Below are 25530 nucleotides of genomic sequence, written 5' to 3'. Positions count from 1 at the left end.
GCAAACGAATTAGAAAACAATGTTGTTGAAAAGAGATTAGAGGCTCTGGATGCACAAACCAAGATGTCTAAGATTGAAGCAGATTATGTTGATAAGCAAATTGATTTAGCCGCTGCACAAGAGAAACTTACAAACGCAGAGAATAATAAGAATGTTCAGGTTCTTACCTCTGATGGAAACGGTGGTTTCAATTGGCAATATGTGGCAAATCAGACTGATGTCAATTCTGCTGCTAAAGATTACAATACTGCTGAACAAGCGGTTGAGGAATATAAGGAACAACAAAAGCAAGATTATTTATCAAAGGTCGAGACTGTTATCAGTGGAATCGAGGACGGTAGCGTTGGACAAGATGATGCTAAGACAAGGTTATCTTCAATAAACGATGCTTACAAAGATTTACTTGACGATATTCCAACGTTTGATCCAAGTAAACTTGACGATATAAGCACAGAGTATGATAGCTATGTTTCTAAGAATAAGGAACTCTTAGATAAGTATGGTACAAGCTCTGATATATCAAGTAATACTAGTTATCAAGATTTAATAGCTAGTTTCGGGGAACAGTTTAAGAGTATATCCAAAGATTTAGGTGATATCTTTGGAAAGGAAATACGTGATGCTCTCAATTTACCAAGTGTATCTGGCGATGTTACTAATAATAGCACTGACAAATCGTTGGCAATTGATACTTTAACACTAGAGTTACCTAACGTAACTGATGCTGAAAGTTTCGTTGAAGCTCTAAAGACGCTACCAGATGTCGCACGTCAGGCAGCAAGTAGCAAGTAATAAAGTCCAATCAGAAATGATTGGCATACATATTATTGTTTAAAAGAAAGGAATGAGAGAATGACACAACCAGTATTAAATTATGTAGGTAATTTTGATGCAAAAGATAGCATTACATTCACTTATATCTATCTAGGTGCAGAACGTTCTACTTCAAATATGATCTCAATCAGAGAGAATGTGGGGGATAACCCGCCTGTCTATGAAAAAGAGGTTGTTTTAGCAGATAAGGAACACACTTTACCCGCGGGAACTTTGGAAGATGGCAAGGCATATCTCGCAAAGATAAAAGTCAAGACTGGTGATACTTGGTCTGATTGGTCTAGTGAAATTGAGTTTATGTGTTTGGATAAACCCAACATTGTCTTTGATACGATCGACTCTTCTAGCTATGTGTACAATGACGATATCTTAATGAGTGTCTTGTATACGCAAGCACAAGGCGACACGGTCAATAATTATCAATTTAAACTCTATGATCAAAATCATATTTTGATTAACACTTATCCAGTAAGAGTTCCACCAACGGAGGCTACTACTAGATTTAGTGAAAGATTTAGCGGTCTGATTAAGGGTAAATTATACTATGCTTCGATAACAGTCAACACTAGTCATGATATAAATTACACGATTGAGAAACAGTTTACACCTCAATATATCGTACCAACGATTTCGGGTATATTACAGCCTTTAGTAGTAGAAGATCAAGGACAAGTTATGATGGAAATGTTCTTAAAACAGATATTGGGAACACCTGTTAAGCCTTATATTCCTAACAGACCTACTGATAGTGAGACATACTACACATATTACAATAATGATTATGTTGTAATTCCACAAGACAATCCTTTAATGTTTACGAAATTAGGTATGGCAAAGGCTTCTGATTTTGTTGCTAAGGTATGGTGTATGAATGTTCTTAATGGTACATTTTTAGATTTTGCTCCCGAATTGGGTAATGGTATTCATATTAAATTCATAAAATATGACGACTATATAGTATGCGAAAAGACATTTGGTAGCTTAACTTCAAGAACTAAATCGAATATTGTAACAGGATTGGGGTTAAAGGAATTTTATCTTTATATTAAGGTCAAAGAATTTAGAATTGAAATGGAAATTGCTTTAGCTAATAGTTAGGAGTGACAAAATGATTATAGGATATGACTTTTTTAATAGAAATTTTGACGGTGTGATCTATGACACACCAATAGCGACTGCTGGGATAGATGAGGTGACTCTTGGAGCAGGAATGTACGATGAATTATATGTGACGGTAGATAACACTGTTGATGACAAGAACGAAAGACCAGAAGAGTGGGAAATAAAGACGATTATGGATGCTAAATTCAATAATGACATTGAGGCTGGGTCAATTGACGGTTCAGGTCACAAGGTAACAAGTATCAGTATGTATCGTAGAGAATATAAAACCAACAATGATTGGCAATTAGTTGCTTCCTTCCCTTATGACGAGAATTATGACGTATACACTGTTGTTGATAGATTTGTTGAAAGTGGTAGGACTTATGAATATTGTATTGTTCCAGTTGCTACAAACACCATGGGCGATATAACAAAGAGTAAGCCAGTTACAGTCGAATATGACGATACTTTTGTATCAGATTTGAATAACAACGTTAGATTAGACGTAGATTTTGAATGGGGCGGAGCAACATACAATAAGAACTCTAGTGTAGCAACACCGTTGAATGGTGCTTATCCAATTGTTAGTTTTGGTAATCAAAATTACAGAACAGCAGAAATCAAGTTCTTGCCTTTAACAGATGATCAATCAGAAGGTAATGCAACAGAAATCAATGGTAGAGCTGAAAGATTGAATAAGGACGCAGCAGTACAATTCTTAAACAATGGTGAAGCTAAGGTCATCAGAAGACCAGATGGAGACATGTTTGTTTGTGTAACTACTAATATTAAGACTACACCAAAAGCAACAGGATTAGCAGAAATAGAAGACGTTACATTTGACTTTACTGAAATAGGTAAATTAGATTATGCAACTATGGATAAGGTAGGTCTCATTGCTTCTGCTGGTAAGTCTGTATACACATATGATGACTATGGCAATGTTTTATGGAATAGTGAACCAGTCAATGATGACGCAAGACGTGAATATAGAAACTCATTTGCAGAATAGGGGGAATGGTAATTGAATAATATGTTAGTTAAAAACCAAAAGAATTATCTCGTTCCCAATATCGTAGATGATTTATATGGTGACATTAAACAAAATGCAATATCGGTTCATACACAACCTATACGAAATCTTAGTACAATAATTCAGATATTAGATAGCGATGGTTCTGTAATAGATACCATTGAAGGACGAACAACAGGTGGTACTTTGAACGGTACAGGTGATTCATTAATCAAGAGAACTGGTAGCATAACAATGGTAGTTGATCCAGATTATATTCCAACAGACGGTGGGGCTATCTGGTTCAATAAAGAGTTTAAAATCTATCAAGGAATTGAAGACTTAACAGATAACACTAAGCCAGTTATCAATTTCTTGTTAGGAACTTTCTTAGTTGATGAGGAAGGATTGTCTATATCGGATTCAGATAGCTCAATAACCTTAACATTGAGTGACAAAATGACAAGATATGACAGTGATACATTAGAAAATGAGCTAACAATTCCCGCTGGAACTCCAATCAATGTCGCTATAAGAAAAGTTATGGAACTATTGGGAGAGAACTCCTTTGGATATATGTATGAGAGTGACGCAAGCGAAGTAGTACCGTATGACTACACTCAGGCTATTGGTAGTAACATAACTGATATTATCAAAGAATTAAGAGATATGTACATGGACTACACATGTGGATATAACGTCAAAGGTGAATTTGAATTTCGTAAGTTGCAGATTCAAAAGGATATAGACACTCAGGACGTTAAATGGACATTTGATTCTACCAACTTAGATAGAGCAGATTTAACATTATCATTCAGTGAAGCATATAATTTGAAGAATGTTAAGAATAGAGTAGTTGTTTATGGTAACACTGATACCTCTACTGGTATCACACCAGAGGCGGTAGTAAGAATTACTGACTCGAAGAATCCATTCAACGTTGATGCTATTGGTACTAGAACAAGTATTATTGTGGACACTAAATTATCTAACGATATTCAGTGCTTGGCAGAGGCAAAATATAACATTTGGAAGACAGCACATTTTCAGGAACAATGTACTATTTCCACAATTCCAATCTATATTTTTGAACCATATGATCTTGTTGAAATAGTTAATCCAGTAACGGGGAACAAATACAGATACATGATTGATAGTTTTAGTATTGATTTAAGTGTTACTGGCACAATGAGCATAACAACACACAAGATGTATTATGTTGGAATTGAGTATGGAGACGAAGAACTACCTGTTGTTGCAGCAATCAAGAAAGGTATCAATCAACTTGGCTGGTTGAGTCTTGGTGAACAAAGAATTAAAGATTGCTATGGTGTTTCTGGTAGTGGAGATAATACGATATTTGTTAGATTTATTAATGAAGCTGCTGGGGGAGAACAGGCTGCTGTCACAGGGTATACAACCACGAAATCGCAAACAATGGAATTTGATTTAGCTGATTTTAAGACTATCGTTCCTACTAGTGAAGATGGAGATACTGGCAGATCCAAAGGTGATTATGCAGATAGAATTTTAGCTCACGAAATGTTCCATGCCGTTTCAAACGATTATTATGACGTGTCTAATACATTGGATATGCCAACATGGTTTAAAGAAGGCTTTGCGGAGCTTATACATGGTGGGAAAGATAGATATTTGTCTTTGACTGGATATGAAAGCAATGCCGCAAAGAAAGCCTCTATGATTAATAAGGCTAAAGATTTATTGAATGGTTCTTGGGATAGTACGTCAGAAGATTACAGTGTAGCATATTTAATCGCTTGTGCAATCTATTACTTGAATGATAGTGCAGACAGTTTTAGACAAATGTTCACTAGAATAAAGGGCGTAAAGAACTTAAATTTAAACTTTCTAGTCAAATTATTACCACTAAAAAATGATAGTACCGATATGATTAATCTTATAATTGAAAAAATGAACACAATGCCAATTTGGGATTATCTTAACGATTCAAATGACACAGACACATGTTCTATTGGTGGTATTCATATGATGAATCTTACTGGCTCTGTAATGGATGCAAGCAGTGTGTTCAATAATTCTGCTGCTACAACGGTATCAATTGGCTTCAAAATAATTTACGATTAATTAGTGTCAATATTTGGCAATTAATTTACAAAAAAAATAAATAATGCTATAATAAGCGAAGAATAGGAGTGATGTTTTTATGTCTAGATCGACTTTTCCAGACAGTCTAGATAATTTTCCAGAGCTGTCTGATTTACCAGCAAATAAGGTTCAAGATGCTAATGAATTTGTCCAATTAAAAGCACTTAGTTCATTAGATAACAACCAACAAAATAGGTTGAATGCCTTAGCTGCTGAATTACAAGATAACATTATTACACCAGAAACTATGAACAAAGTTACTGACTGTATGGTAGCCTTAGAGCAATTTTTCTTAAACAATGTTGACGGCTATATTGAAGCAAAACAGCAATTGTGGGCGACTTATGTAAACAACTTTAACTTGGTAGGTGTATGGGACTCAACTAAGAAGTACGGCAAGCAGAATCTTGTGAGCTACAACGGCGATTTATACCTCGTACTGCAAGATGTAGTAGCAAGCAAGAATGATACACCCGATATGTCTGCAAGCTATCACAAGGTCGCTTATAAGGGTGACAAAGGGGATATTGGTCTCAATGCCTCTTATAAAGGTGTATGGAGTGGTAGTACCAGTTATGCAATTGGTGATGCTGTTTCTATCAAGGTAGGCGATTCTTGGAATCCTGTTGATATGGTCTTTATCTGTAAGGTTGCTAATTCAAACCAAAAACCCGATTTAGATACTGCGGGTAGTTATTGGTTTCCTTATACGCAAATCTTAGTTGGTAAGACACAACCGTCTAATTTAAGTCCTTCTACCGCCTTTATTCAAGTATTAGATTAGGTGGTGAGCGAGTATGGCAGATGCAAAAACAACAAATGAAATACAACAAAATTTTATTGATAGTATATCTACGATTGTTGACAGCAAACTTGCCACAGCAACTACCCCACAGAATAAGGTAGGAATAGTCAAACAAGATCCTAGTGGATATAAATGTATCGTCACTATTAATGGTTCAGATTTTACATGCACTCTCCCCGAACATTTGCATGACTGGATAAGTAAAGACGATATAGTTATTGTTCAAGATCTTTATGGCAATGGTTCTAACTTAACAATTATTGGGTCGAGTGGCTCTACAAGAAGTGCTACATTAGTAATTCATGATGACGAGAAAGGTCATAATATTAGCGGAGTAACGAAATTTGAAGACGATGATGGTAATCTAAATGACGATATAATTGTCCTTGAATAGTAGTAATATTAACATTTTAGAGGAAGTGAAATAATGGCAACAAAACACAATAGTATTTATTGGGTAAACAATGAAAAGTATCATTTTGAAACAGAAGGCGCTTCTGTCATTATTTATGATGATGCGGGCAATGCCCTTGGAACATTAAATGATTTAATGCTCAAAGGTAAAGTAGTGGAGAATGTATCTTTCAAAACTATTAAGGGTACTGGAGTATATAACACGAAAGGTTTGACAGATTTGCCTAGCAATATCCCCACTGATAAAAGAGCTATTTTATCAGTAATGGCGATAGGGGCAACTGCGAACCCAGACGTAATTTTATATAAGATTATCGGATCAAATGGTGTCATTGCAGAATGTACATTATTTAATGGTACTTATACTGATTGGTCGGCTGGTGGTATTTCATTACAGAATACCATTAATACAATCAACACAAGTATAACTGCATTGGGTTCAAGAATCACTGACACAAACAAGAGTATTGGTGACGTATCAACCTCGTTAAATAATTTAGCAACTAAATTTGGCAACCATAATCATGACGGAAGATATCCTCAATTATCTGGCGATACAATGCAAGGAAATCTCGGTATGAAATATGGAGCTAGTTATCAGTTCAACCGTTCAAACGGTCAATCTGTAAACATGGCTAACGTTGACCAAAACGATAAGTTCACTCTTGGAAATGACCAACTTGCGTTGAATATTCTTAGTTCACAAGATGTAAAAATTAATGGTCACAAAGTCTATACAGACTTGAATAGTGGTGAGGGATCAGGTATCAATGCCGATCAACTTGATGGCCTAGACAGTACGAAGTTTTTAAGAAACGATATTGTCAATAAGGTTCAAGCCGATTTTGAATTAGAAAATGGACATGAACTTAGAGTAATGCCAGCAAATAATAATTCAACCGATCCATATGGACGTGTTCTTGCAGCATCAGGTGGTTTAGTGCTTGGCGTTAAGGGAGCTGATCTTCTCGGCGTATATAGTAACAGAATTTGGTCAAATGTACCGATAACATTGAGTGCTACTGGTGCAGAAAACGTAGTACAGTTCACTAAGAGTAAGGGTACGATTGGAATGTATTATAACGATTCGAGAGAAGAAATGGGATTCTATGATTACGGTCGTGGTCAATGGCTTGGAAGTTTTACTACAGGTGGTGATGGTATATTAAGAGTTCCTAATGCTCCATTAATTAGTGGTAGAAGATTCTTCTTAACTAATGATGAACCAAAGGGAAGTATACCGTATGGTTCGGTATGGATCGGATTCTAGGGGTGATTAATTTATGACACAAGGAATTAGAATGAGTGATGGCAAAGGTAATTGGCTAGATCGTCAAGGACAAGCTAAGATATGGAATGGCTCATCATGGCAAAAGGCAAAAGTGAAATTGTACACGGGAACTAGTGAGGGTTGGAGAACGGTATCTCAAACTACACAAACATTAACTTTCCCAGCTACATGGACACAAAGTTATTATGGTCAAACATCTTGGACTTCTGCTCGTGGCTTAGACTTTTCTGCTAGACCTAGAAGTGATAAAGGTAACAATATGTTGCAAGGTAGGTTTAGTAACCCTGATGTACGTTGGGAAGGAGATGCTGGTCTTCAGTCTGGTATGATGGGCTTTAATGATGCAGCTATCAGAAGTGCATTGCAAAATTCCACTATTAATTCTGTTAAATTATACCTTCATTCTCAACATTGGTGGTATACAACTGGTGGACAACTAGTATTAGGAACACATAATTCTAGTGGTTGGCAAGGTAAGGTTACTCACAAACAGTATGATATAGTGAGACAAAATTACGGTAGTCGAGACGAAGGTCATTGGATAACACTACCTAATTGGGTAGGAGAACAGATTAGAGATGACGCAATTAAAGGCTTTGTTACCTATAACGGTAGCACTGATCCTTATTACTATGGTTATTTCTATGGAACTGACGATTCAAGAAAACCAAAGCTACAAATAACTTATACAAAGTAATAGTAGTAATATTACAATATTAAAAGAAAGAAGGTTTTACAATGTTAAAGAATATCAAGAAAAAGTTTGTCGGTGACGATGGCACGCTCAATGGAAAAATGGTGGCTGCTTCAATATCATTGCTTATTGTTATCGTACAGCAACTTTTAGCAAGTTTTGGCATTAAGTTTACTGGCGACATTGGAGCAATTGTTGCTTGCATTAACACAGTGTTAGCATTCCTAGGTTTAATTGGTGTATTTAGTGAACCAGCTACCGTAAGCGTTGATACTGCTTCATTGGAGCAACAAATCGTTTCTTCAAATGCAGAAATTTCAGCAGCCAAGGCAGCAGCTAATACAGCAAAAGCAGTAGCAAACACTGCACAGGCATCAGTAGACTTGGCACATACAAAGATTAGTAACTTATCTGGTCAAGTTGATGCTATTAATTCAACAGTTGCAGCACAGTAATTTTAAGTAAATAAAGAATATATTTCGGGAAGGAGAAAATATGAAAAAGAAAATAACATTAATGTTAGTTAGTTTTTTAACTATCATGATATTTGTCATTTCAGCGTCAGCAAATACGCTTGGAATGGATGTTTCAAACTGGCAAGATTCCACAGTTCAATATTTTCAGACTATGAAAAGCCGTGGCATGTCATTTACCCTTGTAAAGTTAGGTGGTTCTGGCGGAGGTGAGGGAACTCACTATAAAAACCCGAAGGCATCAGCACAATTAGCAAATGCTAGTTTAGCTGGAATGGATATAGGGAGCTATTTCTGGGGTCAATTCGGGGCAGATCAAAACTCTGCAAAAGATATGGCTAACTTAGCTATCAGCGATGCACAAAGAGTTGGTTTGAAAACTGGTTCAGTAATTGCCTTAGATTATGAGGCTGGTGCAACTGGCAACAAAGAAGCTAATACACAAGCTATTATCACGTTCATGGAGACGGTTCAGAAAGCTAATTACAAAGCTGTATTATACAGTGGAGCTAGTTATCTGAAAACCTACATTAACGTGAGTGAAGTCGGCTCAACTTTTGGAGCAAGGGTGTGGATAGCATCATACAAAACGATGAGTTACCAAACTGCTCCAGACTTTAGATACTTCCCTTCACTGGATTATGTAGCAATGTGGCAATTCGGGAGCAACGTGTATGGTGTTGACGGTAATGTTGATTTAACAGGAATCATGAATAGTGGTGACGTTAAGGACAACACGCCTGTTACGCCGACAGCTCCAAAGGCAGTAGTCAAGGAAGAAACAGTTGATAACTCAAACAAGTATTATGTTGTTGTTTCTGGAGATTCATGGTGGAAAATTGCCAACAAGCTAGGGTTAGATATGAACCAATTGGCTCAATTAAACGGTATGACAGTAAACACTGTTATCCATCCTAATCAGAAATTGCTGATCAAAGGTACATTGAAAAACAATGTTACTACATCAGCTAAGAAAGCTGTACAAGCTCAGGCTCAAACCCAAACAGTTAGCTATAACTATTACACTGTTAAGTCGGGAGACTCGTGGTGGGGTATTGCCAATAAGCTGGGTATGAACATGAATACTCTAGCTCAGTTGAATGGTAAGACAATCAATTCAATGCTATATCCTAACCAGAAGTTGAAAGTTAGTGCAACTAAATCGGTTACCACAACGACAACTGCAACGGTAAGCTCAAAAGTTTACTACAAGGTTAAATCTGGTGATACTGTTGGGTCAATTGCTAAACGCTATGGTGTTTCAGTAAGTCAAATTCAACGATTGACTGGATTGAAAAATGTAAATTACATTTATGTTGGACAGACGTTGAGGGTTAAATAAATACAATAAAAATAAGCCATTTAGGCTTATTTTTATTTACAAATGAAACATATGTTCGTATAATGTTATCTGAGGTGATTATATGCTTAGTCCAAAAAAGCAAGCAGACATAATAAATGAACGTGCAGAAAAATATTTCATTCCTAATATTCGAGCAAGATATCAGATAAATATTGTTAATGATAGATTCGACAGTAGATATAATTTCTTTTTCCTAAAGGGCAAACCTAACCATTTTACTAGATCATTACCTCTAAGAACATTACAAAATGAAGAATACGACATTGAATATCTTGAAGCTATTTACCGTGAATTAAAAAAGCAAACTAATTTTACAATCATGTTTATCTGTTTTAATGGTCAAAGGTGGCATAGTAATGATAGAGAGATAAAATAATTTTTTGTTTCTTATAGTAGTAATATTGACATTAAAATTAAATATGATATAATGAAAAAGTATTTATATTATAGTATATTAAACAGCATACTAATTCCTACTATAGAAAAGAGAGTATAATAAAATGTTCGATAAAGTTATTGATTTTCTAAGAAAACCCATTAGCTTTGAAGTTTTGATTGCTACATTCTCAACGAGTATTCTTTTATCGGCCGCAAATTTTTTACCATCTAATTATTTAAAAAACTTCATTTAGAAAACTTTTTAGATAATTACGATTATATTGTCTTAATTTTTCTATTTGGTTCTTTTTTTCTATTGGTGGTTCGTATAAGTAAAAAAATAGCAAAAAAGAGAAGAGATTTGGCTTTTAACAAATATTATACCGAACAGCAAGAAAAATTATTCCAAGATCCAGAAGCGATGACAATTTTAAAAGAACTCTATAGAAATCATCCTAATTCTGCAAATCTTCCAATACACAACCAAAAAGTTCATTTATTGGAACAATTTGGATTAATAAGCAAGGCTGGGAGATTTGCAATGATGACATCAGATAATCCTCGATTCCCTTATATACTTCAACCTGTCGCTGAGGAAAGAATGAAGAGATTATAAATTATTTGTTATATTGCTTTATTTTGCGTAATATAACAAATTTAATAGTAGTAATATTGACATATTTAATATGATATGTTATATTATAATTAAGTTATGGCTATTTGCGGTATTACCCTCGTCTGGCAGACGACAGTATGTAATATTCACCTTGAAATAATAGGTCTTACACTGGCGAGGCTTGTAGGTTCGATTCCTACTGGTCATATTACGTTTTTTATTGGCGGTTCGCCTCCTAAAAGTCGTTTAATATAATTTGGCGATTATATTAAACGCATCGTAGTGACATTGGCGTAATGGTAGCGCACTTGACCTTCACAAGTGATATGAGTTCGATTCTCATATGTCACATAGTATTTAAAGTAATCTTTAAATACGCAGTAATAAATTAAACCCAATCCATTGGCACTAGCATACAACTGAAAGATCAGTCAAATCTTTCCTAGATATGTCAAAAAGGGTGAAATGTTAATAGAATTGACACTCTAGACATTTCGTCAACATAATTCGGTTCGACCCACAAAGGCGGTTTTTTGGAATTATGACTAGTCAAAAATAATTCAATGCTAATATAGACATTGAATCATCGGGTTTGAGATTAAATCCAACGAGTAGGTTCTATACCGAGCTGCTAGTGTGGTCACTAAAAAGGAAAGAACGTGAGCGATGTGGTATAGGCAATCGTCCATTCAAGTGGGGCATGTGAGTTCCCATTCTACTACTTAGACCTTCTTATGGTTGGTTTCCTTCGGGTAGATTACTAGCAAGTGTGGCGCAGAGAGTAACGCTAAGGTTTGACTGGTTGCGTGAGTAAAACCGTGAGAACACCTGACTACACCTAATGTACGAGGTAAGCCAGTATTATAAAGTTAGTCACTGTATGGTTTGAATCCATGCCACTTGCATAACTGGAACAAGAGGAGAACCAGTATAAAGAGAGTTTCTCCCGAAAACGGAACTGAATTGGGTAATGCTAGTAATACTCAATAACTGGAAGTGTTAAAAGCTCAGATAGTTCAAATCTATCCAGTTCCATTAGGATTGGAAGTTTCCATCAATCCATAATAGCCTAGTAAATATCTGGACAATGGTTCGGAGTTCCTAGGAAGCCTTGAAGTGATGATAGGATATTTTGAGGTTTTAGTTTGACTAGAATCCTTAGATAAGGAAAACTGTAACTTCTTACTTGATTTTCCAACTGTAGTTTTAGTTTGACTAGAATCCTTAGATAAGGAAAACTACAGACAAGATAGGATATTCCGAAAAAGCGTTTTAGTTTGACTAGAATCCTTAGATAAGGAAAACACTGGACTGAAATGTGTATTGAAAGCTCTTGTTTTAGTTTGACTAGAATCCTTAGATAGGGAAAACTGCAATGGTTAGCATACATGCGTTTTAGTCAGATTAAAACCTTTAGATAAGGAAAACGTACTCAGATTTTAGATTCAAAATTGGAAACAAATAAATAAGAATAACACGCTTGGGCTGAGTATTAGAGAACTCCGCAGACTGTAAATCTGTCGTCATTGTGGCTATGTAGGTGCAAATCCTTCCCTGAGCATTGCAAGTTAGGAGTGAATCCATAGAACTTGCATTTATTGGCTGGATAAAAGTCGATTAAAGTACGACTATAAATTAATTCTTTTATAATTACAGGGTGCGAGGGTGATCAGTAATGTGGGTCACATTTCAAATACTACATGTTTTTGAATTAGAATACGCAAGTTCCGTTGAATGCTGCGAACAAGGTAATAGACCTCAAAAGCAGCCTTGTAACTATATAGGTCATTAGTTCAATTGGTAGAATAGGAGTCTCCAAAACTCTTGACGTTGGTTCGATTCCAACATGATCTGTTTACTCTGCAAAAGTAACAGGCTTTTAAAGTACACTATAAATGAGGTATGTTCATGAATAGAAAACTTATCAATGCAAAAGAACGTAAAAAGAAAGAGTTTCTTATTAATAAAGAAAATAGATTCACGTCTTTCACTTCTGAAAAACGTGAATCTATCAAAATAAAAAATAAGGAAACTTTCGAGTACATGCAATCCTTAACTGGATGTGAATAGCACTTTTAATGAATGATAAAACTATGATTTTATCATTCATTTTTTATTATGATATTTCCAAAAAATCTGAGTGAGTGCAATTTTTAATCTTTGTTTATCTTCGTCAGTAAGTTCCTCATCTGCATAACTCATACCTTTATTGAAATTCTGATCTAAAAAGTCTTTTAGATCCACTTCATCTTGATATCTATTGGACGTATTCCCAAGAAGATAATCAGCGGACACAGAGAAAATATTAGCAAACCTGTTTAATTCAGAGCTAGACACTTTTCTTGTTCCATTTTCAATCTTGCTAATTATAGTAGCATCGAGTCCAACTTTTTCTGCAAGCCCATTTTGTGTGAGCTTATTTTTCTCTCTCAAATTAATGATTTTGGTTTTAAGTATTTCATCTGAATCTTTGGATATCGCTTCAATGTGGTTTTCGCAACGCATTCTATCATTCCCAAGAAGATAGTCAGTCGAAACATGAAAATAATTAGCTAATTTAACTACCTCATCATCTCTTAGATGACGAGAGCCATTCTCTATGCGATTTAAAACAGATCTATTTATACCTACTTTTTCAGCTAGTTCATTTTGTGTAAGATTGTTCTTTTCTCTTAAATTAATAATTCTGGATTTAGAGATTTTGTCTGAATCCTTAAATGTCATTTTGTTGCCTCCATTATTCAATGTAATTTCCACTTACTGCATAAACCAACTTACCGAGTATATGTATGTCTTGCTTGTCTTCATTCCTTTTTGTCTTAATATTATTATTAAAGCATTAGTTCGGTCTATTTTCTAGTAAATGTATATTAATTCTAGTATTAAGTAGTAAATATATGCTCTTTATGATACAATAATATTGTAATATGTCTACTATTAATTGAGGTGATGTTGTGGAAGTTAGGGAACTAAAAAGATATTTGCTAGAGGAAACAGATAGAATAACGAAAGTTTTGGAGACTGCTGGATTCCATGACATCTGGATAAATGGAAATGATGAACTCCGTTGTGCATTGCCAGATGGTGATAATAAGACAAGTGTTGTGGTCAAACTCAACGAGAATCTATACACAACCATATATTCTTCTGATTTTTCTGGTGATTTGATTGGTGCTGTACAAAAGGTTACCAATAGTTCGTTTAAGGACGCAATGGGTTTAATACATGCCTGTTTGGGGCTATCAAATAAGTTCAAAGGCAAGAAACTCATCGATCCATTGAGTATCATTAAGGAATACACAAAAAAGGGTAACAGGATTCATAAAATAGAAAATAAAAAATATAACAAGTCATATCTTGATAGATTTGCAAACGGTATTCATAAATCTGTCATTGAAGAAGGTATACTACCTAGTGTTGCAAGAGAGTTTGATATCCGCTTTGACGCAGAGAAGAGTAGGATCATATTCCCTCATTATGACTGGAACGAAACAGACAAAATAGTTGGTGTTAAGGGAAGAACTACACTTGATTCAGAACTTGCAAAAGAATTGGACGTTCCAAAATATTGGAATTATATTAAGGGTTATTCAAAAATGAACAACTTATACGGGTACAATATGGCAAAAGACAATATCAATAGGCAAAACAAAATGATATTGTTCGAGGGAGAAAAATCTGTATTAAAACAGTTCACATATGAAAATCATAAAGGATATTCAGTCGCATTGGGTGGTCACGTATTGAGTGACGAACAGGTCAGCTTTATACTAAAAAATACTGGTATAGATTGCGAGATTATTATTGCTTATGATAAGGACGTTATGTCTAATTCTGGGGACGAAGATCTAGGAGAAAAATATCTGATTTCAGAATGCAAAAAGTTTATAGGAATGCGAAAGGTTAGCTATATATACGATAGTCATGACCTGTTGGAAGACAATTCATCTCCTATTGATGAAGGCAAAGTTAAATGGGATTATTTATTCAAATGGAGAAAGTTTCAATAGTAGTAATATTGCAATATTTTTCAAAAGTGGTATGCTGTTATTAACGTATTAAGAAAGGTGAGTGTAAATGAGATTAAAACATGAAGATTTAAACGCTTTAAAAGAAAAGTTCAAAGTAGATCGTATCTGGTCTTTTTCTCGTATTAGTACGTTCCTAGAATGTCCATGGGCGTATAACATGCTATACATTGAGAAGAGAAGGATTAATACGGATAATGTATATACGATTTTTGGTTCAGAATGTCATGAAATCATTCAAGATTATCTTGCAAAGAAGATTGATCGTGCCGAAATGAGTAAATCATGGGCTAGTTTTGTCGAAAGATGGGAAGACGACCCAACCTCGTTTCAGTTTGATACAAAGAAGATTGAAAGTGGTTATTTAGATAATCTTACTCATTATTTTAAACATACTGAAGGTTTGAATTATCCAGTAAGAAATGAAAAGCCAGTCATTGCAAAATTGCATGACAAAGACGGTAAACTCCTTGTGTTTGTGGGTTATGTCGATAGTGAATACACTGACGAAGATGGAAACTTGCATTTGATTGATTTTAAGACATCAAGTAAGACAACATTTACACCTAAAAATTTACCAAAGAAATCAATGCAGCTATTACTTTATGCAATAGCAGAACATCAGAGAACGGGCATACCTTACGACAAGATTAAGTGTAAGTTCGATATGCAAAAGTATTGTACCGTTCATTATCAATTGGAAAGTGGTAAATGGAAGACATCAGCACAAGAGCGTTCACAGTGGGTAACTAAGATGGCTAACAAACTCAAAACGAAGTTGCCAAAGGTTGACATTGATCCAATCACCGCAGAAGAAATGATTAAGACGGCCAGTGATTTCAACAACATGGATAATCTGCCAGAGTCAATTCAAAAGCAGTTCTTTATCACAAACTACTACATTGAAGTAAAAATCAGTGAAGAGACTTGTGATAAATTGGAAAAGAAGATTACTGGCTACTGCAACGATATCTATGACTTAGAAAGCAAGGAAGATATCAAGACTTATTTGGAGATAAATTATCCTTACGATCCCGATAATTTCTATTGCAAAAAGTTGTGTGCATATCATTCAAGCAGAGAATTTAAGGAAGAAAATGGCATGATTGAGCCAGAAGTAACGGAAAGTTTGGAAGTTAATGATATCTTTGGTGGCGAAGATGAAAGCAGCACAAATGATGATGATCTTTTAAATTTATTGTTGAACTAGTAGTAATATTAACATTTTAGGAGGAGTAAGTTATGAAGGTTTCTGTTAATACAATTCTAGCTAAGCATTTAGCTAATGACAAAATTTACATGTGGTATATTCCAAAAGGCGTTGGTCGGAGCAATGCGAAGATTGGTAAATTAGCAAGCGTAGCAACGGTACGTGGTGCTAAGACAGTCAAGATTATTGGGTTGGCTAGTGTCAAACATGCCAGTAAAAAGTTTAAGAATGTATTAGAGATACTAGATTAGGAGGGTGTTATGAAGAAATGGGTAAGTTTACATCAACATACCGATGAATCTAATGCTGGTGGATATTTTGAAGTGGTCACTCAATATGCAGATTACGTTAAATATGCCAAGGAACATGAACTACCAGCGGTATGTATTACAAATCACGGTAATGTTGCACGTTGGATGAAACACAAAATGGCTATAAATGATAGTGGTATGAAGTATATTCACGGAATTGAAGCATACGTGACCATGGATTTAGAAGAAAAAAATCGTGGTTATCATACAATCTTGATTGCTAAGAATTATGAAGGTGTAAAGGAAATAAACAAATTGTCTTCTGCATCTTTCAACAGAAAAGACGGGCATTTCTATTATAAACCACGAGTTCTGTTCAGTGATTTAGTCAAGACTAGTGACAATATCTTTGTTACAACAGCTTGTCTGGCTGGGGCATTGTGGCAAAACAGTCCTCATTATAACCACCAAAGCGACAAGAAGGTCGAGGGTAACAAAGAGTATTTCAATCAATGGATGGACTTTATCATAAATAATAAGGAACGTGTATATCTTGAAATACAACCTCACCTTGACGAAGATCAGAAAGAATACAACAAGTTGTTATTGAAACTTGCCGAAAAATATGACTTAAAGCTCATAGCATCTAATGATATTCATGCACTTAACCCAAGACATAATGACATTAGGTTAATGATTAAGAATGGTAAAGGGTCTTCATACGAGGGCGATGACAAGTTTGAGTTGTGGTGTAAAGACTATGACGAAATGAAGGAATCTTTCAGACAGCAAGGAATTGTTGACGAAGATATTGTTGAGCAAGCATTGGACGCAACAATGGAAATTGAGAGTCAAGTTGAAGATTTCGAGTTGGATAGAAGTCATAAATATCCACATCTTTTCAAAGACGAAGAGGGAAAGTTCAAAGAGTTAATTATTAAAGGTATGAAAGATAGGGGAATCTTGAAGTTCCCTAAAGAAAAACTAGAGAAATACATGAAACGTGTAAACCATGAATACAAGGTATATAAGCATAACGGAGCAATCAGTTATATGCTTGCAGATTGGTTAATGATTCAAGAGGCTAAGAAACAAGGAAGAAATGTCGGGTATAGCCGTGGTTCGGTAAGTGGCAGTCTTATAGCTTATCTACTGCATTCAACAGAAATGGATTCAATTAAACATGGACTCAACTTTGAGAGATTCATGAACCCTGAGCGAATCAGTCTCGCAGATATTGATCATGATTGGTCAGGAAAAGACAAAGTCGAAGTACAAAAGTGGCTATTAACTAACCCTAACTTGTATTGTGCCTCTATCATGACGGCTAACACTTATGGTCTAAAAGGAGCAATCAAGGTTATTGCAAAAGGAATGGACGGTTACAAAGATAAATCTCCATTTGAAATTCAGGGGATATGTAATCAGATAGATATTAAAGACAACTATCCAGATTCAATATATCAAGCTCATAAAGAATTGTTTGATACAGCCAAGGAGATAGTTGGTGTCATTGATTCATTTGGTAGACATGCTTGTGGAATTGTCGTTAGCACAGAACCTATTGATGATGTAATGGGAACTCAAACCGTTAGTGGTTGGGACTATCCAGTAACACAGGTGTACATGAAAGAAATTGATTATTGTAACTTTACGAAATTTGATGTTTTAGGTTTGGATAACTTAGGTCTGATTACAAAAACTTGTGAATTGGCTGGTTTACCATTCTTAACGCCTGATAGTTCAGAAGTTATTGATTTTCAAGATGAAAAAGTTTGGAAGTCAATGACAGAATCGAACATTGGTATCTTTCAATTTGAAGGAGAGCGTGCGGGTAGCATATTAAGACATTTGTTCTCTGATGAAACGATTGACAGAATTAAAGAAAAAGTACCCGATATCAAATTCATTGATCTGTTGAGTCTTGCTAATGCAGCGCAAAGACCTAGTGGGGCAAGTTACCTCGAATCTGTAACAGAAGGTCGATTTACAGATAATGGTCATAAAGCATTAAATGATTTCTTAGCTCCAACCCTAGGTAACTTAGTATATCAAGAACAATTAATTGAATTTCTGGTTAAGTTTTGTGGTTGGAATTATGGACAAGCAGATTTGATTAGACGTGGGATCGGTAAGAAACTCCAGTCGATTATGGACGAGGAAGTACCAAAGATTAAGCCTTCTTTTGTCAAAACAATGATTAAAGAATACGGCGATACTGAAGAACATGCAAATGAAGTTGCGGATAGATTTATACAGGTGTTTATGGATGCTGTTAATTATGGTTTTTCAGTTAATCATTCAATGGCATATTCATACATTGGATATATCGCAACGTGGTTAAGATATTATTATCCCCTTGAATTTTGTACCGCCGCTTTTGAAATATGGGGTGGCAATCAAGACAAGATCAATAAGGTTACAAGATATGCGGATGCACATGGTATTGATTTAAAACAAACTAAGTTTGGTAAATCTAAAGGTTTGTATTTCATGAATAGGGACGACAATTCTATATATAGTGGAACTGAGCCGATTAAGGGGAACAATGCTCAGGTTGGAGACGATTTATATGAGATATCTCAATTACAAGACTACAGTAGCTTTGTTGAATTGTTGTTGAAGATTAATGATAACTCATATATTACCTTAGAAAATGGTGACAACGTTGATATTGAGACAATTTACAGAACGAAGTCAGAAGAAGAATTAAAGGCAATGGACAAGCAATTAAAAGCCGAGGAGATATCGTTACATCAGAGCAAGTATGCAATTAATCGTACCAAGATAGAAAGTCTTATCAGATTAGATTATTTCGTTGATTTTGGGAAGTCTGAAAAGCTACAAAAGATATACGACTATTTCATGAAGAACTATAAGCCAAAGAATAAGACATTGTCTGGCAAGGCTAAGAAGTACCTCATGTGTGTTGAATACGAAGACAACTTAGAAGATAGCGATTATCCATTTATTACCAAGTTGGAATATGAATTGTTCTATACAGGTAAATGTAATTTAGTAAACGCAAGTCTACCAGCTAAGTATGCGTTTGTTGTTGATGCAGATGTGAGAAGGACTAGAACTAGAGCAATATTCTATTCTATTAAGACTGGTAGCGAAGTACAAGTGTTAATAGGTAGCAGAGCTTATAAGGAAGTACCGTTTAAGGCTGGAGATCTTATCGAGATACAACAGTATGAAGAGAAACCTAAATCAGTGTTGATTGACGGAGTGTGGACTAAACACCCAACAGACAAGGATATATGGTTGCAAAAGATTAAATTTATTAGAAAAGGTGAGGTTAAATGACAGTTTTAGATGATTTGACATTGAAGCCAATTAAATATTTGGATTTTAAGAAAAGCACAAACGAGAAACTGGTTGAAGTCATGAAAGGTATTAAGACAACACGTTTACTTTTATGCAAGAAACAGATTGCGTACAGCTCTTACAAGCAGACTTACAGTAACTTTGAGAGTGTCGCACAAGAAATCTGCAAAACCAATAAAATGGTTCTTTTCGGACTAGGCAAACAAGCAAGAAAAGACGCAGTCCTCTTCTTTGTTCTGGACTATAACTTTGATGGCGAACCTCTAGAACTAATGTACGGTGAATTGCAGAAACAAATTGTTTATGCGCAAACAATTAATGATTATGTAGAAAGCAAGAGGAAAGCCAAAGATGAGTAATAAATATGCCTTACAAAAGGGTGATTGTCTTGAAGTAATGCAGAAGATACCTAATGGAAGTATTGACATGATTCTATGTGATCTACCGTATGGTAAGGTTACTCATAATAAATGGGATAGCATTATTCCTTTTGATGAATTATGGAAAGAGTATAAAAGAGTCATTAAGGAAAATGGTGCTATCGTACTGTTTGGTCAGAACGCTTTCTCTGCTAAGTTAATCTTATCAAATGAGAGAATGTATAGATACACGTTGGTTTGGGACAAAGTTAGGACAACAGGTTTTCTTAATGCAAATCGAATGCCTTTGCGCAAACATGAGGATATTCTTGTGTTCTACAAAAAATTGCCAATCTATAATCCTCAAATGACAGAAGGTGGAGAGCCAAGTCATTCACGAGGTAAGAAATGGGAAAACAAAGGCAATAGTATGGACAATAGCAAAGTGTACGGAAGTTATGATCACAAGAATTATACAAAAGCTCAGGATAGCAATATGAAATATCCCACAAGTATAGTTACTGTATCTAACATTGTAAACAAGGATAGGCTGCATCCGACCCAAAAGCCCGTTGAATTACTTGAATATCTCATAAAAACTTATACAAATGAAAATGACCTAGTGTTAGATAACTGTATGGGTTCAGGTTCAACTGGTGTCGCCTGTTTAAATACTAGTCGTAGATTTTTGGGTATTGAAAAGGAAGATGATTATTTTTACATTGCTAAAGAGCGTATCAATAGTAGTAATATTGACATAAAGGCGAAGGGGGAGTTGGTTCATGAGTAAATATGCCTTGCAAAATGGCGATTGTCTTGTGGCAATGAAAAAGATACCCAATGAAAGCATTGACTTAGTTCTAACAGACCCTCCATATAATATTGCCAAAGATAACAACTTTGACACTATGGGTAGAAGTAGCATTGATTTTGGTACATGGGATCATGATGCAGACATTCTCACATGGATAAGTGATGCTGCTCGTACCCTTAAACGTGGTGGTACGTTGATCGTGTTTAATGATTGGAAAAATTTAGGGGATATCGCAAAAGAATTAGAAAAATCAGGATTGATAGTAAAAGACCTTATTAGATGGGAAAAGACCAATCCAATGCCAAGAAATAGAGATAGAAGATATATTGTTGATTATGAATTTGCAATAGTAGCTATTAAGAAGGGCAAATGGACTTTCAATAGACAATCAGATAAGTATGACCGTTCTGAATTAAGATATCCTATTGTATCTGGTAAGAATAAGTTTCATCCAACACAAAAGCCTGTAGAACTAATGGAAGAATTGATATTACGACACAGTAATGAGAATGACATAGTATTGGACTGTTTCATGGGTAGTGGGTCAACAGGCATAGCAGCCTTAAACCTAAAACGTAGATTTATTGGCATAGAGCTAAACGAAGAGTATTTTGACGTAGCTAAGACAAGAATTGAAAATAAATTTGACATAAAAAAGGAGAAATCACAATGCAAAACATTATCGAAATAGCAACTATCTTCCAGCGTATCTCTGAAACATCTTCAAAAAATGAAAAGGTATCTATCATTAAAGAAAATGAGGATAACATATTATTCAAAGAAGTCTTGAAATTTGTGTTTGACGATTTTATCCGTACAGGTATCAGTACAAAGAAAATGTCGGTAACTGATTTGGTTGAACCAGATCAAGATTTTAACAACATTCTTGAATTAATGGAATATGTTGAAGAAAACAATACTGGTAAATTACAAGTAGTATCGAACATTAAAAATTTCGCTAAGAAGTATTCAGAAAGCGTTGAACAATTTATCCTTAACATTTTTGCTAAGAATATCAAAGTTGGGATCACAGCTAAGTCGATTAACAAAGCATTGTGTAAAGGCTTTATCAAGGAGTTCAGTTGCCAGTTGGCTTATCCTATGAACAAATATCCAGACAGAGTTGAAAGTGGAAGAGATTTTAGTATCACACAAAAACTAGATGGACACCGTTGTGTTGCTATCTGTGATGGTGTCGAGGTCGCATTCTTCACACGACAAGGAATTAGATATGTTGGACTTGACCTATTGGGAAAACAAGTTGAGGTATTGGCAAATATTATCAATCAAGGTAAGCCAGTAGTATTAGATGGTGAACTAGTTCTGGATAATAAGGATAATCTCGAAACTAAAGACCTATTCAGAGCAACAGCAAAAGTATTGAAAAATGACAAAGCTGATAAAACTGGTATTTTATTTAATGTATTTGACTGGTTACCACTTGATGAATTTTTTGAGGGCGAATCTAAACTAGCTTATCTTGACAGAAAATCTAAGTTGGCTGAATCATATGTAACATTCACATCAAGTTATGATATGGTTGCCACAGATTTCAAATTAAAAATCGTTCCTACATTGTATTCTGGAAATGATACTAGCATTATTGCAAAACTGCAAGATGAGAAAGTTAAGAAGTTAGGTTGGGAAGGACTCATGCTCAACTTTAATGACAGCTTTTATAAGACAAAACGTACACCAGACCTATTGAAGATTAAGCAATTCTTTAATGCAGACGTACTCGTAAAAGACGTTTATGAGGGAACGGGAGCAAATAAGAATAAGCTAGGTGGAGTTATTATTCAATTCAAAGATTTTGAGGTTCAAGTTGGATCTGGTTTTACTGAAGATGATAGAGTTAAATACTGGAATAACCCTGAAGATATTATCGGTAAAATCATTGATGTTCAGTATTTTGAAGAGAGTGAAAATCAAAATGGTGGTAAGTCACTGAGATTCCCAACGTTCAAGAGTGTACGTTCGGATAAAAATATTGACGATATTAGCTATGAGTCTTGATTTTTAATAGTAGTAATATTATAATATAGTATATAAAATAAAGTTAGGGGTTTAGAAATGGAAGTCAAACATTCAGAACTGAAAGCTGTCAAGAAACTTGCAGCGAAGAACAACATTAAACACATTCACGACATACTGCCAGATGGTGAAGATAAGGAATTTACTTTTATGGATAGTAGGGACGCTTTGTATTTTGCTGATCTCAATAGCAAGACAATCGAACCAATTTAATAGTAGTAATATTGACATTTAGGAGGAAAGACATGATTATTGCAGTAGATTTTGATGGAACATTGTGTGAAGAAGCATACCCAGAAATAGGTGTTGCTAACAAGCCTTTGATTAAGGCACTTATCAAATTAAAGAATAAGGGTAATGAATTAATATTGTGGACTTGTCGCAATGGTTCTTTACTGAAAGATGCCGTTAAGTGGTGTAAACAACAAGGACTAAAGTTCGATAAAGTTAATGAAAATCTAACTAGAGTATTGAAGTTTTATAAAGGTGTAGATTCTCGTAAATTATCATATGACATTCTCATTGATGATAAGAATATCAATCCAGCAGAATTAGATTTTGTTCCTTCAAATGAAATTATTGAAAGAATCACAGGTGAGAATAATGAGCCTAGAATTATGATTCCACTATTAGGTTTGGTTAGTGACAATGGACAACAATATTTGACATTGGGTGTGGACAACAAATTTTTTGCTTGTTCATATCGTCCCGAAAACACAAGGTTGAAACAATCTTTTACTGCTAAAGAATTAGAAAATGTACCAAGTGTTTTCAAACAATTTATTCCAGCGCCAGTTTTCGAGGTGGAACGAATATGACAGTTAAGGAATTGAGGGACAAGCTAAGTGAACTAGTTAAAGATGGACTCGGAGACGAAAACGTTACCTATTTTGATTCTGGTGACGATGTCTATTTAAAAGTTAATCAAGTCCATGTTGACGTATACAAAGATGTAACACTTGAAAATTAGGAGGGAAATAAATGAAACAAAGTACAGAACAAGCAATCTCAATATTGGTTCATGAACTTGAACCAAAGACATTAAACGATATGGGTATCTTACTTTTATTCAATAAGCCAGCAGAATTAAAGTTTGCTAACAGCTTAATCGAAATAGGTGATGAATATTTGGAAAGCGCTCGTGACGGTTTCAAGAAACAATTGGAAAAACGTGACATGAGTGATGAATCTAGAGCAATTATTGAAGAGATGTTAGCAAGAGTTGAATCGAGATTGGAGAGTAATAAAAATGAGTAAAGGTAAATTATTTTGTTTAATTGGGACTTCTGGATCTGGTAAGACAACTATTGGTAGTAGTGTTTTCGGGAAAGAAAAGGAATTGGTTAGCACAACTACAAGAGACAAAAGAACGCATGAAAAAGATGGCGTTGATTATCATTTTGTTTCAAAACTGGTATTTCTTAATATGGCAAGAGCAGAGAAATTTGCTGAAGAAGATCGTTATGGAGATCATTACTATGGGTTAGAATTAAGTGAAATTGAAGAAAAAACAAAGGACAATAACGCCTATGCGGTTGTAACTTATCATGGGTATGAACAAATCAAAGAATTATATCCTGATACAGTTTCGGTATTTATCTATTCCCCATATAACGACAATAAAGACATGTTAATTAATCGTGGCGATTCAAGTTGGAATATCAATAAACGTTTAGGTCTTTATTATTCTGACATGAAAAATAAAGACAAGTGTGATTATGTCATTGAAAATGTCAAAGGACTATTGGACGAAAGCATTGAAATGTTAAATCAAATTGTAGAGAAAGAAGGAGAAGTATAAATGGTAAAGGTAAGCACAAAATATACTCGTGTCAAAGAGATTGTGAAAGAACCTTTTGAGGAAATTGATTCAAAGGGAATAAAAGTGGGTGTTCGTGAATTTGTAGTGCCTGTACCTCAAAAGACTTATTACCATGGAGCTGGCTGGTTCACTCTTAAGCAAGAAAAGGCATATGATGAATTTTCTAAAGCATTAGAAGATAATGCAACTTTGGATTCAGAAAATTCATATGTTCCTTTGAAACACCAGTACAAAGGTATTCGTGTAGATGAACATCCTGAATATCTTCATGATAAAGAATGGGCGATGGCAACATTCAACGGAGATCTTGTGGGAATTAAAACATCAGATATAGCTATGTTCTGTTACCTACCAACAGAAGAAGATATTGGATGTGGAATGGAAATTGGATATGCTAAGGCGCTTGGTAAATATGTTGTCTTAGTAATTCCAGATGAAGAATATGGAGAACCGATTAATTTAATGTCATTTGGTGGAGCAGACTTAGTTTTGAAAATGAGCGAACTAGCTAATTTCGATTTTAATAAACCAGAGTTTAACTTCTACAATGGCGCTATTTATTAAAATTGAA

The 25530-nt window shown here is 34.9% G+C and carries 27 protein-coding genes, 2 tRNA genes and 1 pseudogene; 29 read left to right on the top strand and 1 reads right to left on the bottom strand.

The window, feature by feature from the left end; translation table 11 throughout:
• From GSM_RS15230 to GSM_RS15130, 15 genes and pseudogenes are all read left to right on the top strand, one after another.
• On the top strand, positions 1-792 hold a 792-nt coding region (locus tag GSM_RS15230; protein ID WP_010078344.1), incomplete at its 5' end, for a hypothetical protein.
• Positions 793-852: 60 nt separating this feature from the next.
• Entirely contained in the window at positions 853-1932 is a 1080-nt protein-coding gene (locus GSM_RS11885; protein ID WP_003691039.1) for a hypothetical protein, read from the top strand.
• Positions 1933-1942: 10 nt separating this feature from the next.
• Positions 1943-2950 (top strand): hypothetical protein, encoded by a 1008-nt coding sequence (locus tag GSM_RS11880; protein WP_003691038.1) that lies wholly within the window; start codon positions 1943-1945, stop codon positions 2948-2950.
• Positions 2951-2971: 21 nt separating this feature from the next.
• Complete coding sequence (locus tag GSM_RS11875; protein ID WP_235720382.1) at positions 2972-5056, top strand: flagellin; 2085 nt, start codon at positions 2972-2974, stop codon at positions 5054-5056.
• Positions 5057-5135: 79 nt separating this feature from the next.
• Entirely contained in the window at positions 5136-5861 is a 726-nt protein-coding gene (locus tag GSM_RS11870) for a hypothetical protein (RefSeq protein ID WP_003691033.1), read from the top strand.
• A gap of 13 nt (positions 5862-5874) precedes the next feature.
• On the top strand, positions 5875-6276 hold the full coding sequence (locus tag GSM_RS11865; protein WP_003691030.1) for a hypothetical protein: 402 nt from the start codon (positions 5875-5877) through the stop codon (positions 6274-6276).
• 33 nt (positions 6277-6309) lie between these two features.
• A complete protein-coding gene (locus GSM_RS11860) occupies positions 6310-7566 on the top strand; it encodes a hypothetical protein (RefSeq protein ID WP_003691029.1) in 1257 nt (418 codons plus the stop codon).
• Between the two features lie 13 nt (positions 7567-7579).
• A complete protein-coding gene (locus tag GSM_RS11855; RefSeq protein WP_003691027.1) occupies positions 7580-8284 on the top strand; it encodes a hypothetical protein in 705 nt (234 codons plus the stop codon).
• A gap of 41 nt (positions 8285-8325) precedes the next feature.
• Positions 8326-8736 carry a phage holin gene (locus GSM_RS11850; RefSeq protein ID WP_003691025.1) on the top strand — a complete coding sequence of 137 codons (411 nt, stop codon included), beginning with the start codon at positions 8326-8328 and terminating at the stop codon, positions 8734-8736.
• A gap of 40 nt (positions 8737-8776) precedes the next feature.
• A complete protein-coding gene (locus GSM_RS11845; protein ID WP_003691024.1) occupies positions 8777-10096 on the top strand; it encodes a LysM peptidoglycan-binding domain-containing protein in 1320 nt (439 codons plus the stop codon).
• An 82-nt stretch (positions 10097-10178) separates the two neighbouring features.
• Positions 10179-10493 carry a hypothetical protein gene (locus GSM_RS11840; RefSeq protein ID WP_003691022.1) on the top strand — a complete coding sequence of 105 codons (315 nt, stop codon included), beginning with the start codon at positions 10179-10181 and terminating at the stop codon, positions 10491-10493.
• Between the two features lie 246 nt (positions 10494-10739).
• Positions 10740-11111, top strand: a pseudogene (locus tag GSM_RS11835) (super-infection exclusion protein B); the annotation flags it as partial.
• Between the two features lie 282 nt (positions 11112-11393).
• Positions 11394-11462: transfer RNA gene (locus GSM_RS11830), tRNA-Val, on the top strand.
• A gap of 1431 nt (positions 11463-12893) precedes the next feature.
• A tRNA-Trp gene (locus GSM_RS11825) sits at positions 12894-12965 on the top strand.
• Positions 12966-13019: 54 nt separating this feature from the next.
• Positions 13020-13181, top strand: coding sequence for a hypothetical protein (locus GSM_RS15130; protein ID WP_155820765.1), 162 nt, complete (start codon positions 13020-13022; stop codon positions 13179-13181).
• A 36-nt stretch (positions 13182-13217) separates the two neighbouring features.
• Here GSM_RS15130 and GSM_RS15335 read toward each other — a convergent pair whose 3' ends face one another.
• Positions 13218-13835, bottom strand: coding sequence for a helix-turn-helix domain-containing protein (locus tag GSM_RS15335; protein ID WP_010078343.1), 618 nt, complete (start codon positions 13833-13835; stop codon positions 13218-13220).
• Positions 13836-14065: 230 nt separating this feature from the next.
• Here GSM_RS15335 and GSM_RS11805 point away from each other — a divergent pair, with 230 nt between their 5' ends.
• The 14 genes from GSM_RS11805 (at position 14066) to GSM_RS11740 (ending at position 25523) form a co-directional block, all read left to right on the top strand.
• On the top strand, positions 14066-15121 hold the full coding sequence (locus GSM_RS11805) for a primase (RefSeq protein WP_010078342.1): 1056 nt from the start codon (positions 14066-14068) through the stop codon (positions 15119-15121).
• Positions 15122-15188: 67 nt separating this feature from the next.
• Positions 15189-16349, top strand: a complete 1161-nt coding sequence (locus tag GSM_RS11800; protein ID WP_010078341.1) for a PD-(D/E)XK nuclease family protein — start codon at positions 15189-15191, stop codon at positions 16347-16349.
• A gap of 32 nt (positions 16350-16381) precedes the next feature.
• A complete protein-coding gene (locus GSM_RS11795) occupies positions 16382-16600 on the top strand; it encodes a DUF5839 family protein (RefSeq protein WP_010078340.1) in 219 nt (72 codons plus the stop codon).
• 9 nt (positions 16601-16609) lie between these two features.
• Positions 16610-19909: a PHP domain-containing protein gene (locus tag GSM_RS11790; protein ID WP_010078339.1), complete on the top strand. Its 3300-nt coding sequence runs from the start codon at positions 16610-16612 to the stop codon at positions 19907-19909.
• Positions 19906-20289: a hypothetical protein gene (locus tag GSM_RS11785; protein ID WP_010078338.1), complete on the top strand. Its 384-nt coding sequence runs from the start codon at positions 19906-19908 to the stop codon at positions 20287-20289. Before GSM_RS11790 ends, GSM_RS11785 begins: the two co-directional genes overlap by 4 nt.
• On the top strand, positions 20282-21079 hold the full coding sequence (locus GSM_RS11780; RefSeq protein WP_010078337.1) for a DNA-methyltransferase: 798 nt from the start codon (positions 20282-20284) through the stop codon (positions 21077-21079). Before GSM_RS11785 ends, GSM_RS11780 begins: the two co-directional genes overlap by 8 nt.
• Positions 21072-21794 carry a DNA-methyltransferase gene (locus GSM_RS11775; RefSeq protein ID WP_010078336.1) on the top strand — a complete coding sequence of 241 codons (723 nt, stop codon included), beginning with the start codon at positions 21072-21074 and terminating at the stop codon, positions 21792-21794. The genes GSM_RS11780 and GSM_RS11775 overlap by 8 nt, the downstream gene beginning before the upstream one ends.
• A complete protein-coding gene (locus GSM_RS11770; protein WP_010078335.1) occupies positions 21773-23119 on the top strand; it encodes an ATP-dependent DNA ligase in 1347 nt (448 codons plus the stop codon). Before GSM_RS11775 ends, GSM_RS11770 begins: the two co-directional genes overlap by 22 nt.
• A 57-nt stretch (positions 23120-23176) precedes the next feature.
• Positions 23177-23350, top strand: a complete 174-nt coding sequence (locus GSM_RS15125; RefSeq protein WP_155820763.1) for a hypothetical protein — start codon at positions 23177-23179, stop codon at positions 23348-23350.
• A gap of 32 nt (positions 23351-23382) precedes the next feature.
• Complete coding sequence (locus GSM_RS15330; RefSeq protein ID WP_010078334.1) at positions 23383-23955, top strand: hypothetical protein; 573 nt, start codon at positions 23383-23385, stop codon at positions 23953-23955.
• A complete protein-coding gene (locus GSM_RS15120) occupies positions 23952-24107 on the top strand; it encodes a hypothetical protein (RefSeq protein ID WP_155820761.1) in 156 nt (51 codons plus the stop codon). Before GSM_RS15330 ends, GSM_RS15120 begins: the two co-directional genes overlap by 4 nt.
• Positions 24108-24118: 11 nt before the next feature.
• Complete coding sequence (locus GSM_RS11750; RefSeq protein ID WP_010078333.1) at positions 24119-24394, top strand: hypothetical protein; 276 nt, start codon at positions 24119-24121, stop codon at positions 24392-24394.
• Entirely contained in the window at positions 24387-24938 is a 552-nt protein-coding gene (locus tag GSM_RS14590) for a guanylate kinase (RefSeq protein ID WP_010078332.1), read from the top strand. The genes GSM_RS11750 and GSM_RS14590 overlap by 8 nt, the downstream gene beginning before the upstream one ends.
• Complete coding sequence (locus GSM_RS11740; protein WP_010078331.1) at positions 24939-25523, top strand: nucleoside 2-deoxyribosyltransferase; 585 nt, start codon at positions 24939-24941, stop codon at positions 25521-25523. It begins immediately after the preceding gene.
• Positions 25524-25530 lie beyond the last annotated feature (7 nt).

Origin of the sequence: Liquorilactobacillus mali KCTC 3596 = DSM 20444 (assembly GCF_000260415.1) — a bacterium.
GTDB lineage: Bacteria > Bacillota > Bacilli > Lactobacillales > Lactobacillaceae > Liquorilactobacillus > Liquorilactobacillus mali.
The sequence above is the reverse complement of the archived record's forward strand: the minus strand, read 5'-3'. Positions and strand labels throughout refer to the sequence as shown.